Genomic DNA, 16,019 nt, shown 5'->3' on the forward strand with positions numbered 1-16,019 from the left:
GTCATTCGTTTATATTGTCAAGAAAAGAAGGTATATAATAAATAGTAGAAAGCCCCCTGCTGTAATTTTACAGCAAGTTGCTTTCTTAATATGGATATTTCACATGAGAAGCATTGGACTTGGAAGAGAGAATATAACTCTGGAATTGTTGATTCCAAGTTACCGTAGTTGCTTCTTTTTTTTGAGAAATCCATTCATGGTAATCTTCTTGTGTCTTCCATAGCATACGAATCATATATTCGTTCCCATGTTCGGTACGTTTGGTGCGGGAAAATTCTAGATTAATAAAGCCATATGTGCCAGAAGATGGATAGTAGTTTTGTAGAGAATGTATCATTTTAGTTTCATGGCCAAATTTCATATGAAGGAGTTTTGTAACAATAAACATGATTGCACCTCTTTTTTTATTTGTAGTGAATGAAAGTTGATATTCTATTTTAGTCATCGTGTATAAATATTATACTATTCTGAAAATTTAAAGTAAATAAAAGGAAGACGACATTTTTTTACAAATAGACGGATATTTATGAAATAAAAAAGATGTATCCTCATTTCTGCTCGTTAATGCGGGATAAAGATAACTCTTTCGTCTTATAGGAATAAAATTGTTAGTACACCGACAATGACACAATAGAAAGAGAAGTATTTTAGTATGTAGTTGTGGTAATTTGTTGTTTGCTGTCAAATGATTGTTTTTAGTCATAGTCACATTCTGTAGCATTTGACAATCTTTTCAATCTCCTGTAATCTGTTGTTTCTAATATTCAAATCTTATTTCAAATAAGATTTACACATGTACAATTTGTTAAAAGTTAAGAATTCATTACATTTTTTAGGTTATTTTCATTATTTTTCATGAAAAATAAACTGTATTTAATGAGTTTGTAAACAAACTGTAAAATAAATCATGTATAACTGTAAGAGAAGGGAGTCGGATTATGAACTATTTTAAGCGTATCAGTAGTCTAGTATTAGCAGGAATTATTTGTCTTTCTAGTACAGTCGCTGTAAAAGCTGAGTCAAACGACGAGAAATTAGACAACATGCAACAGCAATTGCAGCAGAATAACAATGATATTCAGCAAAAGGAACAAGAAAAGCAAGCTGTTAATAAGGAAATTCAAGGTATCGAAAACGAACTACATAGTTTAAATAATACAATTACAAAAAATAAAGAAGAGCAGGGTGCTCTTCAACGTAAAATCGATGAAACGCACAAACAAATTGAGCAAAAAAAGAAGGAGATTATCGTTTTAGAGGATAAAGTCCTTGCTCGTAAAGATATTATGAGAAAACGTATGGTCTCTGTTCAAAATAGCTCAAATACGAGTTTAGTAGTAGAAGTTGTTGTAGAATCAAAAAATTTCGCTGATTTCTTACAACGTATGAATGCAGTTTCTACGATTCTAGAAGCAGATAAAGAAATTTTACATCTACAAGAGCAGGATCTTCGTCAAATTGAAGCAGATAAAAAAGTAATTGACGAAAAAGAGGAATCTTTAGGAGTAGACAAACAAAAATTAGCAAAAGCACAAGCTGACTTGCAAGAAAACTTGAAGAAACGTCAAGAAAATTTACAAGTTGTGCAAGCGAAATATAATCAAGTTGCAAGTCAAATTAACCTTGCTGAACAAGAAAAAGCAAAAATCGAAACGGATATGAAAAATGTACAAGAAACAATTGCACGTGAACAAGAAGCTGCGAGAGTAGCTGAAGAAGCTCGTGTAAAAGCAGAGCAAGAAGCGAAAGTTGCCAGAGAAGAAGAAGCAAAGGCAAGAGAAGAAGCGAAAGCTGACAAGCAGCCAGCACCAGCTCCTCAGCCAACTGCACCTGAGAGCAATAGTAAACCAGAGCCAGCTGCTCCTCAGCCAGATTCTAAGCCATCTCCAGGTGGACGTGAAATTTATGTAGAAGCGACTGCTTATACAGCTGATCCATTAGAAAATGGCTATAAACCAGGAGAACATGTGCATTCTGCAATGGGACATGACTTAACTGCAAACCCAGGAATGAAGTTAATTGCTGTCGATCCAAGGGTTATTCCATTAGGTTCTCGTGTATATGTTGAAGGTTATGGAACAGCAATTGCTGGAGATACTGGTGGCGATATTAAAGGACATAGAATTGATGTGTTAATGCCAGATAAGGGTTCATCTAGTGCTTGGGGTAGAAAACAAGTTCGTGTAGTAATTTTATAATTTGAAACAAAATCCAACTTTACATGTTGTAAGGTTGGATTTTTTAAAAAACAAAATGTTAAGTTGAGTTTACATTTTGTGAAGTTTAGCATACAATGATGGTGAGAGGTGGTAAATTTGACCATTTGCAACAGAGTAAAGGAACTGCGAGCTCGTTTTAACTTTACACAAAGCATATTAGCTGAAAAGGTTGGCGTAACGCGGCAAACAATTGCAGCAATTGAAAAGGGTGATTACGTTCCATCGTTATTATTAGCACTGACGATTTGTGATGTGTTTGATTTAAAGATGGAGGATGTGTTTATTTTAAATAAGGAGGGAGAAGAGGATGAATAGGATTGTTCTTTCGTATGTGGTGAATGTGTTGTTGATTGGATTGGCCAGTTGGGCGTTTATCGAACTCTATTATGCTGTTATGGAACTTGCCAATATCATTCGAACTGAGAAAGTACCATTTGAGGTATCAATAAATGCGATACCGTTCTTAGTGCTATTGATTGTAGCGGTTGTATCAACGTTCTTTTACAAAGTACAAAAGAAAAAATATAAATCCTTATCATTTTGGATGTATCCTTTATTGTTTCCACAGGAGGATGAACGTGAGAAAGTAATTACTGCGAAAGCGTGTCGTACTACTTTTATTTCATTGTGGTATGTTTTACCTTGTGCTATTGGATTCTTGACTTTTTCTCCTGTTGTAAATTTATATCTTCCAGAATACCCACTATATATCTTGTTTTTTATTTTCTTTATTCAAATGACGGTATTTCATGTTTCACTATACCGAAATAAAATTGCTTAAAGACGTGCGGCGCACGTCTTTTTTATCCCGCTATTTGAGGACAATAATACCCCATTGATCAAAGTTTCACTTTCTGTCTACCATGCTATAATGCATCCTATTTTTTACAAAACCTTAATGAATACAACGGTAAGGGTTTACAAATGGTTTTTATGATAGACATAGATGTATCGAACAAGGGGGATTGGAGAAATGAAAAAAGCATTGTTATGCAGTGGTATGATCGCAAGTATAATCTGGACAGATAATCCTGTAAGTGCGGAAATGATAGACAAGGACCCGCAGCAGTTCGTGAATAAAATGGAGGTTTTGCCAAAGGGAAGCCTTTCTAATCCAGCGTATCGTGAGAAAGTGGAACAGATGGTGACGAGCTTTATTAGTAAAAAACATAAGGATACCAAAATTGATCGAGTTGCTTCATTTCAAATGCCAAGCGGGAAGGCCGAAATTACAGCGTCTACACCTGACGGTAATACATTAGTTGTTACGGAAGCGGACTTAGGACAAATTCGTATCCTATCGATTGCAGATTTAGAGAATATAAAAGTGCTAGGGGCCGTGAGTTTTAAAGAAATTCATTCAGAAGCAGAAGTAACGAGTGTAACTGTTACACCAGATGGTAAATATGCATTGGCTGCTTTTCGGAATGAGGATAACTTATATCATGCAAATAAAGGACAAGTAGCGGTGATAGATTTAGCAGTGCATCAAGTTGTGAAAACATATGAAGTAGGCGTAGGGCCGGATTCGGTGGCGTTATCAGCAGATGGGAGAACGCTTATTATTTGTAATGAAGATGAAGAAAATGATCCAAATGATGATAATGAAGTAAATATGAAAAAAACAAAGCGTCCAGGAAGTATTTCAATAATTACATTCCCTAATGGCGATGTATTACACGGGGAGCATGTAGAACTTTCACTTGATATGAGTCACGTCGGTAACGGAGCAATCTATAAGCATGACCCGCAACCAGAGTATGTAGCAATTAGTCCAAAAGGGGACAAGGCAGCTATTACCTTACAAGAAAATAATGCAGTGGCAATTGTAAATATCGCAGAAAAACGGATTGAGAATATATTTGGTCTTGGGACGACAACACATAAAGCTGATGTGAAAAAGGATGGTGTTGTATCGTTTCAAGATGATATGACAGCACGCTTAGAGCCAGATGGTGTAACGTGGGATCCATCTGGACGATTTTTAATTACCGCTAATGAAGGGGACCTTGATAAAAATGAATTCAAAGATGATGTGAAATCAGGTGGAAGAAATATTTCTGTGTGGAGTCCAGCTGGATCTCTTGTGTACGATAGTATGCATCTCATTGATGAAAAAGTAGCAGCAGCTGGTTTATATCCTGATACCCGAAGCGAAAATCGCGGAAGTGAAGTAGAAAATGTAGCTACTGGTATAATAAAAGGAAATCCAATTTTAGCAGTGGCTGCTGAAAGAGCAAATGCGGTATTGTTTTTCGATATGACTATCCCAATGTTCCCGGTTTATATCGGACTTGGACCATCAGCTGGAGCAGCACCAGAAGGGATTCATAAAATAAATAATCGGGATCTATTTGTGAGTGCAGATGAAGTGGATGGTGTTTTGAGCTTTTATCATATAAATCAATAAATTTCATTTCCTTTCGGTATTATACTTGTACATATTGCAATCTTATTTTATCATTTTATATAGAAGTAAGATGCTGTAGGGGAAAGGATTTGAAGAATGAATAAGCGAAAAGTGTATAGTATACTAGCAATCGTTCTATTTGTTACAGGTGGCGTGCTAATTGGTAAGCCATTTTATGACGGATATAAGGCGGAAAAGAAGCAAACAGCTAATGTGCAAACTGTTCAGAAGATGGAATATCAACAACAAGAAACAAAGTTTGTGGATGCTTCTCAAATTGAACAACCAGATTTAGCGGAAGTAGCGAATGCATCATTAGATCAGAAACAAGTAATTGGGCGCATATCTATTCCAAGTATTTCATTAGAAATGCCAATTTTAAATGCTTCAACTGAGAAGAACTTATTATCAGGAGCAGCAACTGTAAAAGATAAGCAAGAAATGGGAAAAGGAAATTATGCGTTAGCAGGACATAATATGTCAAAAAAAGGTGTCTTGTTTAGCGACTTATCAACATTAAAAAAGGAAGACAAAATTTATTTGTATGATAATGAGAATAAATATGAGTATACTGTTAAAAGTGTTTCAGAAGTAACACCTGATAAGTGGGAAGTTGTTGAAGATCACGGGAAAGATGAAGTAACGCTTGTTACATGCGTGTCTGTGTTAGATAATTCGAAGCGCTATGTTGTCGCTGGAGATTTTGTACAGGCGAAGAAAATAAACGGTTAATAAAAAAGATGAGGGATTTTTCCCTCATCTTTTTTAGTCCATCCATTTTACTAATTTTTTTGAAATTGATAATAAGACACAGCCTAAGAAAATGGCTACAGCTCCAATGACAGCAAATACTTCTGAATATCCAAGTGAAGTTGTAAAGCTAGCTAGTTGGCCACCTAAAATGTTAGCCACGCCGGTACTTGCTAACCAAACGCCCATTAGTAAAGAGGCAAGTTTGACTGGTGCAAGGGAACTAACCATTGATAATCCGACAGGGGATAAGAACAATTCACCTAACGTGTGAAATAAGTACGTAAAGACGATAAAGAGTAAGTTTGCTTGTTCTGTAATATTGTGCTCGTTACTACCTGTTTTTAATGTGGCAATGACAAGAATCATATAACCGATTCCGAGTAGAATCATACCGAGTCCCATTTTGGTTGGGATTTTTAAATCACCACGTTTGGTTGTAGCAAGTTTTGCCCATAGTGCTGAAATAATAGGTGCAAGTAAAATAATAAACAATGGGTTGACCGATTGGAACCAAGATGTTGGAACTTCCCATCCGAACACAGAACGATCGACAAATTTGTTTGTATATAATGTTAATGAGCTACCAGCTTGTTCAAAGCCAGCCCAGAAGAAGACAACGAAGCAAGTTAAGATAACAATAACTGCTGTATGCTGTTTTTCTTTTTTTGTTAAGGGTGTATTACCAGCTGTTTGGTTGCCTGATGTTGTTTGTAAATCTCTTGTCGGTTTTTTACCGATATCGCCAAGGAATCGATTAGATAGTGTTGTGAATAAAATTTGTCCAATAATCATACCGATTGAAGCAGCTAAGAAGCCGTAGCGGAAACCGTAATGAACAACACCGTCTACTGTTGTTTTGAATAAATTTTCTGATAAAAACCCGCAAACGAGTGGAGCTAAAAATGAACCAACGTTAATACCCATATAGAAAATCGTAAATGCACTATCACGCTTTGGATCATGTTCTTCATACAGCTCTCCAACAAGCGTAGAAATATTTGGTTTGAAGAAACCGTTACCGATAATAATAAGCGCTAATCCGAGGTATAGTCCGACTTGGTTTTGCAAGGAAAATAGTGTAAGGTTCCCGATTGCCATTGCAATACCACCTATAGTAATGGCTAAGCGTCTACCAAGAAAACGGTCTGTTAAGAATCCACCGATTAATGGTGTGAAATAACAAGCTCCTGTATAAAAGCCGTAGATAGAAAGTGCCCAGCCTGTACTAAACCCAAGACCACCGCTTACTAAAGCAGTTGTTAAATATAGTGTTAATAATCCTCGTAATCCATAGTAACTAAATCTTTCCCACATTTCTGTAAAGAAGAGTAAGTATAAACCTGGAGGATGCTTCTTGTTTTTTTGTTGTTTTTTCTCAAGTTGTATCGCTGATTCCATATTTGTTCCCTCCTGACAAAAACAAAAACAAAGTTAATAGTTTTATATGTTTAATAGTTTACTTTATTAACTATTGAAAGTCAATAAAGGTCGATTTTTCAGAAGAAATAGGAAACCATAAGTATATAAATACAAAGTAAAAAACCGGCATAAAACCCTTCTTTTTAGGTGGGAGAGAGCATCCGGCCATGCATAGAAGCGGTCAGATCCTTTTCCTGCCCCAGACACAGTGAAAACAAAGAGAGAAAACGAGTACAGGACACCTTTTGTTATCCATAGCCGCGGTTTATATGTCGAAAAATCAAAATGGATTTATATAGATATAGAAGAAGGTATTTTTTTATGATAGATTATGGACTATGTTTGCCTAGAGTAATGGGTAGAAAGCCCTCCTATGAGAGAGGGAAGTTTCACTTTATATGTTTTGTTGTAGCAGGAAATGAGGTTATAAAGAGGTCTATAAAGACAAAAAAATACACCACTTTCGGACTAGTAATATACCAATAAGTATAGTGTTTTTAAGAACAAAAACACTGCTCATATCTCTTTAATTGTACAGAGTAAAAAGAGTTTTTTCATAGACGAGGGAAAATTCATACAGAATTTTCTTAAAGAATGAATAGATTAAGAGTATGATATAGATAATTGATAATTTTACCAATAGGGTGGATATCGATTTTTAAGCAGCATGATTAAAGGAGGGAGCGAATGAAACAGGATCTTAACAAAAAAATAGAAGCGCTTGAAACAGCAATTGATACGATCCAAGAGGCGCTTTATGAGTTAAAGGTACAGCAAAAGGCAATGGAAGAAGAACAGGTCCAGGTAATTGAACTGAACAAACAGGAGCCTACTGAACAGGAGCAAGAAGTCAATATTACGGTGCCGACTGTGCAACAAGAAGAGAACAGCGTTACGCAAGGAAGCAAAGAAAAATTAGAAGTGAAACAAGTAGATATATCTGCTTTTAAGCCCGAGCCGTTTGATATTATAAAATTTTGTCAAACATGGTTACCACGTATTTTCGTTGCCATTATGTTGCTGGGAGTCATCTGGTTATTTAAAGCAGGGGTAGATACAGGGTTACTTACACCACCAATCCGCATCATATTTGGTACTTTGTTATCAGTTGGTTTGTTTTATATAGGTGATAAACAAATGAAACAGGAGCGCCAAGCACTCGGGTTAGTACTAGTTGGAGGGAGTATTACAGGTATTGTTTTAACGACATTTGCTGCACATTACCTGTATAACTTCTTTCCTGCAAGTATCGCATTTGTATTGAATATTATTTGGATTGTAATGGGTATTTACTTTGCCAAAAGATATCAATCAGAATATCTTGCTATATTTGTAGCGGTGGGTGCCTTTTTCGTTCCGTTCTTATTAAATAGCACAACACCGAACCCATTTATATTCTTTGGATATGAGACAGTATTAACAATTAGTTTATTGTGGCATGCGTATAAAAATCGGTATAAATATTTATACATGATCTCTTACGGTGTTTCTGTATTTGTAACGTTTATCTTTTTCGCTGTTATGTCAATAGGATTAGGACATTTGCAAGGGCAATTAACAATTGTTTATGGGCTTATTCATTTTATACTTTTCTGGCATATGTATATAGACCGACAGTTTATTTACCAGCAGAGAATTGCAATATTTAGTGTCAATGCTCTCTTTTTTATTATGGCGATTGCCAAAATTCCAGACTTTACAACATGGGGGTTATTTATTAGTACAATTCTACATTTAGTTATGTTTGCAGCTGAATATATGAAAAATAAGAAGTCACCATTTACAGATTTTTTATTCGGCCTTGCGATGGGATCGTTTAGTTTAGCAATTTTATATGAATGTAGTCTAGTAAATGCAGCAATTGTGTTAATGTTACAAGGATTCCTTGGTGTTGCTACTTCTGTGAAATTGAAGCAAGAAATTAAGTTGTATATCAGTGCTGTCATTTATGCGATTGGTATGATTCAAACAATTGCAAGTCCATTTGATACATTTATGTCAGCAGCCTTTGTTGCACATCTTATATTAATTGGAACATTTTATTACGGAATGATTAAAGCGAAACAAATGTTGCAGCATTTCGGAAAACAAGTGTACTCTATTACGTTGTATGGTTTTATGGTACTTGTATTTATTACAATTACTAGAATAGGTGAGCTTCTTTCTACAAATGGCAGTATCATTAACGTATCTGTATCACTTTTCTGGATGATATACGCATTAATTTTAGTTTGGTTTGGACGGAATAGAAGAATGAATGAAATATTATATGCGGGATTAGTCGTATTAGTAGTGACGGTTGGAAAATTATTTTTCCTAGATTTACCAGAAGTATCTATGCTGATTCGGGCAATATTATTCTTGCTTGTTGGTGGATTAGGAATTGTCATTTCTAGAATGTTTTTCTCAAAAGAAAAATAGTAGTGATAAAAAAGCAATCCATTTTGGATTGCTTTTTTTATTGTTTTTTCAGGGAACCTTGGTTCTTTGTAAATTAAATAAGAAATTTGTTGGAAAATATTTGTGTAACAAATTAAAATCCCTTCCTTATTTCAAGGAAGGGATCTATGCTTATAAAAGTTTCATAGAGAGTACAAGTCATCCAACTTTTGAAGGGGATTTTGATGTATCTGTTTTATGAAATCCCTTCATGTAATATACAACCACTAATGCAACTAACCAAATCGGCCCAACAATTAAAGCGATACGTGTATCGGTGGAATAGGCCATAATTCCTAACACTAGAGAAAGAAAGCCCAGTGAAAGATAAGAACTTAATGGATACAACGGCATTTTATACGTTAATTTTTGTACCGATTGTGCTGATAATCCACGGCGGAAGCGTATTTGTGTTACTAAAATAATGCCCCATGTCCAAATTGCTCCGAATGTTGAAATACTTGTGAGCCACGTAAATACTTTTGCTGGAACGAGATAGTTTAAAATAACACCAACGAGTAAGACAAAAGCAGTTGCTAAAATTCCCTTGCTTGGAATGCCATTTTTATTTAAACGACCGAACTTTTCAGGTGCCTTTTTCTGCTGTGCCAATGTGAATAACATACGGCCTGTACTAAATAGACCGCCGTTGCAAGAAGAAAGTGCTGCTGTTAAGACAACGAAGTTAATGATCCCAGCTGCTTTTGCAATTCCAATTTGTTGGAAGGTTAATACAAATGGGCTTCCTTTTTCGCCAATCTCATTCCACGGATAAATCGCCATTATGACGAACAGTGCACCGACGTAGAAAAGTAAAATACGCCAAAATACGTTATCAATTGCTTTTGCTAGTGTCTTCTTTGGATTTTGTGCTTCTCCTGCTGTGACACCAATGAGTTCAACTCCTAAGTAAGCGAATAAAACCATTTGTAGAGATAGAAGTAGTCCAGAAACACCATTTGGGAACCATCCGTTATGTGACCAAAGGTTTGAAATTCCTGTTGCTACGCCACCGTTGCCGAAGCCGAATATAATAATTCCTGCACCAACTACAATCATACAGATAATTGTGACAATTTTGATTAAAGCAAACCAAAATTCAAGCTCACCGAATACTTTTACAGATAGAAAATTGAATGCAGTCATTAATATGAGAGCCATCAACGCCCAAATCCAGCGTGGAATGTCTGGGAACCAAAACTCCATATAAATACCAGCGGCAGTAATTTCAGCCATGCAAGTAACAACCCATAAAAACCAATAGTTCCACCCAGTGATATAACCTGCTAGTGGGCCTAAATAATCATGTGCATATTTACTAAAGGAACCGGCAACTGGTTGTTCAATTGCCATCTCACCAAGGGCACGCATAATGAAAAAGATAACAAGGCCAGCAATCATATAAGCTAGTAAAATAGAAGGTCCAGCTAGTTTAATAGCAGTAGCAGATCCTAAAAATAAACCAACTCCGATGGCAGACCCGAGTGACATCAATGTAATGTGTCGTTGTTTTAAACCGCGGTTTAAAGTTTCTGGTTTGTTTGTGTGCTTCATAAAAAGCCTCCTTGTAGAATGAAAAATATTTGAATGCGTTTGCAACATATGAAACTATTTTAAATTATAAAACATTTAGCGCTGTTATGCTACAAAAAACAACAAGATTCGCTGTACTATATCTGGAAATATTAAAACTAAACTTAAAATTCGAACTATTAGTGAGTATATTGACTCTTCTTTTTATTGATTGGTAAGATTAAGTATTACATTTTCTCGCATAATAGTACGAAAAGAATGTGTGATAACAATTCATCGTGTAGGAAGGGTACCTAAGTATGTTCCAATTACAAAAGTATAATACCTCTGTGAAGCAAGAGATTCTAGCTGGTATCACAACGTTTTTTACATTTGCGTATATTCTCGTCATCAATCCCAAAATATTGTCTGATGCAGGTGTACCCTTTGATCAAGCATTTACGGCAACAATTATTGCAACAGTTGTCGGAACATTATGTATGGCATTTTTAGCGAATTATCCGATTGTCATTGCTCCTGCAATGGGAATGAATGCGTACTTTGCCTATTCGGTTGTGCAGCAAGCGGAGGGCATTACATATGTCATTGCATTTTCTGCAGTATTCGTAACAGGTATTATTTTTCTTTTACTATCGTTTACATCATTTCGTCAAAAGCTCATTGTGGCGATTCCAGATAGTTTAAAACATGCGATTGCAGGTGGAATTGGTTTATTTATTGCTTTTATTGGTCTTCGCTTATCTGGTATTATTGTTGATCATCCATCTAATTTAGTTACAATGGGAGATTTTCATTCACCAGCGGTTATATTAACGCTAATTGGTTTGGCATTGGCTGCAATATTGATGGCATTACGTGTGAGTGGCGCTCTATTTATTAGTATGGTTGTAACAGGCATCATTGCCTTTTTTTCAGGGCAACTTAAATTTGAAGATAAGCTTGTAGCACTTCCGCATTTACCAGAAGGACTCATTGTTTCAAATCCAATTACTGCAGTTTCTGATGTGATTGAATATGGACTATATGGTGTTGTATTCTCATTTTTACTCGTTCTTTTATTTGATACAACAGGAGCATTGCTCGGGCTTATTAAACAAGCGGGTTTAAATGCAGATAACGCCGAAAAACGTTTTGGTAAAGCGTTTATTGCCGATGCAATCGGTGGTACGACAGGAGCGGTGTTTGGAACAAGTCCGACGGCCGCAACAATTGAATCTTCCGCTGGGATTGCAGCGGGTGGTAAGACAGGATTAACAGGTATAGTGGTAATCTGTTTAACAATTGTGACCGCATTTTTTAGTCCTGTCATTTCTTCATTATCAAGTGTAGCGGCAATTACAGCCCCTTCATTAATTATTGTTGGTAGTCTAATGGCACAAAGTATTCGTGATATCAACTGGAATGAATTTGAAGATGCATTACCAGCATTCTTAATTTTTGTAGGAATCCCGTTAACATCCAGTATTGCAAATGGGATTGCACTTGGGTTTTTAATTTATCCAATCTTAAAGATCGTGAAAGGGAAAGGGAAGGAAGTTCATCCGCTTCTTTATTTCTTTGCCATTTTGTTTGGGTGTCATTTATTTTTATAATGAAATAGAAAAACCTTCCGTACATATGGAAGGTTTTTTGCTTTTAGGCTTATGCAGAGAATATCAAGAATCCACCGCAAATAATAAAGAGTACGAATCCTAGGATAAACGGTGTGCTAATAATTCCTAATACAATAAAAGGGTTCCCTCGGTATGCTTCATATCCTCCCCATGATAGTAAAGAAATTACTACAATAACAAATGCAATATCAATCCAACGAATAAGAAAGACAAATAATAGAATGAGGGCTAGAAATGTAACAGCAAATCCAATCATCCACTGTTGAAAAGGACGAGTTTTTTTAGGGGAGTTTGCATCATTCATAAAATCCCTCCATAAAATTCAGAATTGTTTTATAATAAATAATATTTTACAATATATGTATGGTTAAAGGAAGAGAATAGATGTGAGAAAGGTATAATTATATGGATTTTCCAGTTTATTTACATGTATTTGGAATGAAACTACATCCACATGCTATTTTCGAATCTCTGGGCATGTTTATCGGGTTCCGCTTCTATTTAAAAAGTCGCCGAAAAGAAAAGATTCCAGAAGCGAAAGCGCTATTCATCTTTTTAGGTGCTATATTTGGCGCTTTTCTTGGTGCCATTCTTTTGGCGACGTTTGAGCATCTTCTTCAGGCGCAGAGAGTAATAACAGAGAATGGCTGGCAAGGCTTGATTCAGGGGAAAACCATTGTAGGCGGTTTACTTGGCGGGCTTATTGGTGTAGAAAGTGTGAAAAAAATGGTCGGTCATACAGAATCAACAGGAGATGATATGGTTATTCCACTCGTGCTCGGAATTGCAATTGGGAGAATTGGTTGTTTTTTAACTGGTATTGGAGATGAAACGGTAGGCATACAAACAACATGGCCAGTTGGAATTGATTTTGGAGATGGAATATTTAGGCATCCAACACAATTATATGAGATGGGCTTTTTATTTATCATTATGATTTGCTGCATTTGGCTAAGTAGATACAAACCGTGGGACGGCTTCATTTTTCAAGCTTTTATGTTGGCATATTTAACTTTTCGTTTTTGGGTTGAATGGCTAAAGCCAACAGATAAGTTATATGTGCAGTTAAGTGCGATTCAATGGGCTTGTATTCTTGGCGTTTGTTATTACGTGGTGTTAGTCATAAAAAAGAGAAGAGGGGAAAGACAGCATGCCAAATAGAGACTATTTATATTATGACTTAACAAGTAGTGTATGTTCTAAATGCTTACGGAAAGTAGAAGCAAAAATCATTATACAAAATGAGAAAGTCTATCTGATAAAGCATTGTATGCTGCATGGCCGAGAAAAAGTGCTTATTTCAACAGACATTGCTTACTATAAGCAATGTCGTGAGTTTATTAAGCCAAGCGAAATGCCGTATCGCTGGAATACGCCTATAAAATATGGTTGTCCCTACGACTGTGGGCTCTGTCCAGATCATGAACAGCATAGCTGTTTAAGTATTATTGAAATTACAGATGCATGCAATTTACAGTGCCCAATTTGTTATGCGGAATCATCACCCAAACGGACAACATGGAGAACAGTTGAGCACGTAGAGATGATGTTAGATGCAGTTGTAAAAAATGAAAAAAATCCAGATGTTGTTCAAATTAGCGGTGGTGAGCCAACTCTTCATCCTCATTTCTTTGATATATTAACGATTGCAAAACAAAAACCGATTAAACATATTATGATTAATACGAATGGTTTACGAATTGCACAAGATATTACATTTGTTGAAAAACTAGCAAAATATACGCCTGGATTTGAAATATATTTACAGTTTGATAGTTTTGAGAAAGAAGCGCTCCAAGAACTACGCGGAGCGGATTTACGAGAAATAAGAAGAAAAGCGATTGAGAAATTAAATGAATATAATATTTCTACAACCCTTGTCGTTACATTGAAAAAAGGAGTGAATGATAAAGAAATAGGAGAGATATTACAATACGCAGTACAACAAAAATGTGTACGAGGTGTTACATTTCAGCCAATTCAACAAGCGGGACGAACAGAAGATTATGATCCTGAAACGAATCGATTGACCTTAAGTGAAGTAAGACAAATGATTATTGAACAATCTTCTTTATTTACAGATGATGATATCATTCCGGTTCCTTGTCATCCAGATAGTTTGGCGATGGGATATGCATTAAAGTTAAATGGATCGATTTTTCCACTGACAAGTATGATTGACCGAAACATTTTATTAGAGGGGAACCGTAATACGATTGTTTTCGAAAATGATGATCAATTAAAAGGGCAAATTTTTAAGTTATTTAGTTTAAATCATTCACCACAAAGTGGCTATGATTCATTAAAAGAATTATTGTGCTGTTTACCGAAAGTGAGCTTTCCGACAGGTATTGGCTATGAAAATGTATTTCGTGTGTTAATTATGAAATTTATGGATAATTATGATTTAGATATACGTTCTGTCAAAAAATCATGTGTACATATTGTACATCCAGATGGAAGAATTATTCCATTTGATACGTATAATTTGTTTTATCGAGATGAGAAGGAAGAATATTTAAAAGAGCTACAAGAAGAGAGAGTGATTATAAAGTAAAGCTTCCCTCAAGTAAGGCGATAAGTAAAATCCCACTTCTATAGGCATGAAGTGGGATTTCATTTATAACGATTTATACATTACTTTATGAGGTCCGATTGGTGGCAGATCAAATATTTCACCGTACCCTTGAAATCCTAGTCGCGAATAGTAATCTGTAACAGTAATTCTTGCATTACACCATAGGATCTGTGCTTGGCATTTTTGTAGTATTTCTTCAGCACTATGAATTAATGAGCTGCCAACGCATTGTTTTTGAAAAGCGGGCACTGTCGCCATTCCTCTTAAACGATAATGATGGTCCCCTTGTAAGGAAGGGTGTGATTCATGAGAAAAGGAAGCGATGCTAATTAGTTCGTTGTGTAGAAAGGCACCAAGATGAAACGAATTTTTTTCGTAATCAGACGAATATTTACAGTCTTCTATACTTTGCTTTGGTCTTAAAATAGTTTTCCTCAGTTTATATGTTTGAGAGGCATCAATCAGCTGGATCTCGATCATATAAATACTCCTTTCTTATACTGCTTTATCGATAAGTTGTATAAAGAAATAGGCTGGTGCAACACAAAGGCCTAATATACTACATGTACCAATAAGGAGAGAAAGAAAGATACAAAAGTATTTCGTACCATTTGGTTTCTTCCAACCATAACTAAAAATTTCAATGCTTATACCAATAAGAATAATAGCAACAAGTACTTCTGCCAATAAAAAAAGAGCTAAAGTTGAAATGGACATATCGTGATTCATCCCCGTATTACATGATAGTAATATTTTACCATGATAAAATAAGAATATTAATAAATTTTTTGGGGGTATTAAGATCTATATAAATACAAATTAAAAAACCGACATAAAACCCTTCTTTTTAGGTGGGAGAGAGCATCCGTTCATGCATAGAAGCGGTTAGTTCCTTTTCCTACCCCAGACATAGTGAAAACAAAGAGAGAAAACGAGTGCAGGTCACCTTTTGTTATCCATAGCCGCGGCTTATATGTCGAAAAATCAAAATGGATTCATATAGGGTACGAAGGGGGGATTATTACGCAATTTCCCTTCAGCGTATGTATAAAAAA

The 16,019-nt window shown here is 35.7% G+C and carries 15 protein-coding genes; 9 read left to right on the forward strand and 6 right to left on the reverse strand.

What is annotated here, in order from left to right:
* Positions 1–85: 85 nt before the first annotated feature.
* Positions 86–388, reverse strand: coding sequence for an antibiotic biosynthesis monooxygenase family protein (locus QUF99_RS07210; RefSeq protein ID WP_289369247.1), 303 nt, complete (start codon positions 386–388; stop codon positions 86–88).
* A gap of 550 nt (positions 389–938) precedes the next feature.
* Between QUF99_RS07210 and QUF99_RS07215 the strand changes: the two genes are divergently transcribed.
* The 5 genes from QUF99_RS07215 (at position 939) to QUF99_RS07235 (ending at position 5,361) form a co-directional block, all read left to right on the forward strand.
* The gene (locus QUF99_RS07215) at positions 939–2,198 is read left to right on the forward strand and encodes a 3D domain-containing protein (RefSeq protein ID WP_289369248.1); all 1,260 of its coding nucleotides are present in this window, start codon (positions 939–941) and stop codon (positions 2,196–2,198) included.
* 108 nt (positions 2,199–2,306) lie between these two features.
* The gene (locus QUF99_RS07220; RefSeq protein WP_289369249.1) at positions 2,307–2,534 is read left to right on the forward strand and encodes a helix-turn-helix transcriptional regulator; all 228 of its coding nucleotides are present in this window, start codon (positions 2,307–2,309) and stop codon (positions 2,532–2,534) included.
* Positions 2,527–3,000: a DUF2178 domain-containing protein gene (locus QUF99_RS07225; protein WP_289369250.1), complete on the forward strand. Its 474-nt coding sequence runs from the start codon at positions 2,527–2,529 to the stop codon at positions 2,998–3,000. Before QUF99_RS07220 ends, QUF99_RS07225 begins: the two co-directional genes overlap by 8 nt.
* Before the next feature lie 192 nt (positions 3,001–3,192).
* Positions 3,193–4,629 (forward strand): choice-of-anchor I domain-containing protein, encoded by a 1,437-nt coding sequence (locus tag QUF99_RS07230; RefSeq protein WP_289369251.1) that lies wholly within the window; start codon positions 3,193–3,195, stop codon positions 4,627–4,629.
* A 96-nt stretch (positions 4,630–4,725) separates the two neighbouring features.
* The gene (locus tag QUF99_RS07235; protein ID WP_289369252.1) at positions 4,726–5,361 is read left to right on the forward strand and encodes a class A sortase; all 636 of its coding nucleotides are present in this window, start codon (positions 4,726–4,728) and stop codon (positions 5,359–5,361) included.
* Between the two features lie 33 nt (positions 5,362–5,394).
* Here the strand turns inward: QUF99_RS07235 and QUF99_RS07240 are convergent, their stop codons facing one another.
* Entirely contained in the window at positions 5,395–6,780 is a 1,386-nt protein-coding gene (locus QUF99_RS07240) for a peptide MFS transporter (protein ID WP_289369253.1), read from the reverse strand.
* 708 nt (positions 6,781–7,488) lie between these two features.
* Here QUF99_RS07240 and QUF99_RS07245 point away from each other — a divergent pair.
* Entirely contained in the window at positions 7,489–9,222 is a 1,734-nt protein-coding gene (locus QUF99_RS07245; protein ID WP_289369254.1) for a DUF2339 domain-containing protein, read from the forward strand.
* A 177-nt stretch (positions 9,223–9,399) separates the two neighbouring features.
* Here QUF99_RS07245 and QUF99_RS07250 read toward each other — a convergent pair whose 3' ends face one another.
* Positions 9,400–10,794 carry an amino acid permease gene (locus QUF99_RS07250; RefSeq protein WP_289369255.1) on the reverse strand — a complete coding sequence of 465 codons (1,395 nt, stop codon included), beginning with the start codon at positions 10,792–10,794 and terminating at the stop codon, positions 9,400–9,402.
* 278 nt (positions 10,795–11,072) lie between these two features.
* On the opposite strand from QUF99_RS07250, the gene QUF99_RS07255 reads away from it, so the two are divergent.
* Positions 11,073–12,365 (forward strand): NCS2 family permease, encoded by a 1,293-nt coding sequence (locus tag QUF99_RS07255; RefSeq protein ID WP_289369256.1) that lies wholly within the window; start codon positions 11,073–11,075, stop codon positions 12,363–12,365.
* A 49-nt stretch (positions 12,366–12,414) separates the two neighbouring features.
* Here QUF99_RS07255 and QUF99_RS07260 read toward each other — a convergent pair whose 3' ends face one another.
* A complete protein-coding gene (locus tag QUF99_RS07260) occupies positions 12,415–12,690 on the reverse strand; it encodes a hypothetical protein (RefSeq protein ID WP_289369257.1) in 276 nt (91 codons plus the stop codon).
* 101 nt (positions 12,691–12,791) lie between these two features.
* On the opposite strand from QUF99_RS07260, the gene QUF99_RS07265 reads away from it, so the two are divergent.
* Together QUF99_RS07265 and QUF99_RS07270 are read left to right on the forward strand one after the other, a co-directional pair.
* Complete coding sequence (locus QUF99_RS07265; protein WP_289369258.1) at positions 12,792–13,547, forward strand: prolipoprotein diacylglyceryl transferase; 756 nt, start codon at positions 12,792–12,794, stop codon at positions 13,545–13,547.
* Complete coding sequence (locus tag QUF99_RS07270; RefSeq protein ID WP_289369259.1) at positions 13,537–14,943, forward strand: radical SAM protein; 1,407 nt, start codon at positions 13,537–13,539, stop codon at positions 14,941–14,943. The genes QUF99_RS07265 and QUF99_RS07270 overlap by 11 nt, the downstream gene beginning before the upstream one ends.
* A gap of 63 nt (positions 14,944–15,006) precedes the next feature.
* Here the strand turns inward: QUF99_RS07270 and QUF99_RS07275 are convergent, their stop codons facing one another.
* Positions 15,007–15,444 carry a GNAT family N-acetyltransferase gene (locus QUF99_RS07275; RefSeq protein ID WP_289369260.1) on the reverse strand — a complete coding sequence of 146 codons (438 nt, stop codon included), beginning with the start codon at positions 15,442–15,444 and terminating at the stop codon, positions 15,007–15,009.
* 15 nt (positions 15,445–15,459) lie between these two features.
* Positions 15,460–15,693, reverse strand: coding sequence for a DUF4022 family protein (locus QUF99_RS07280; RefSeq protein WP_286123622.1), 234 nt, complete (start codon positions 15,691–15,693; stop codon positions 15,460–15,462).
* Positions 15,694–16,019: the final 326 nt, after the last annotated feature.

Origin of the sequence: Bacillus sp. DX4.1 (assembly GCF_030348195.1) — a bacterium.
In the GTDB taxonomy this organism is placed as follows: domain Bacteria; phylum Bacillota; class Bacilli; order Bacillales; family Bacillaceae_G; genus Bacillus_A.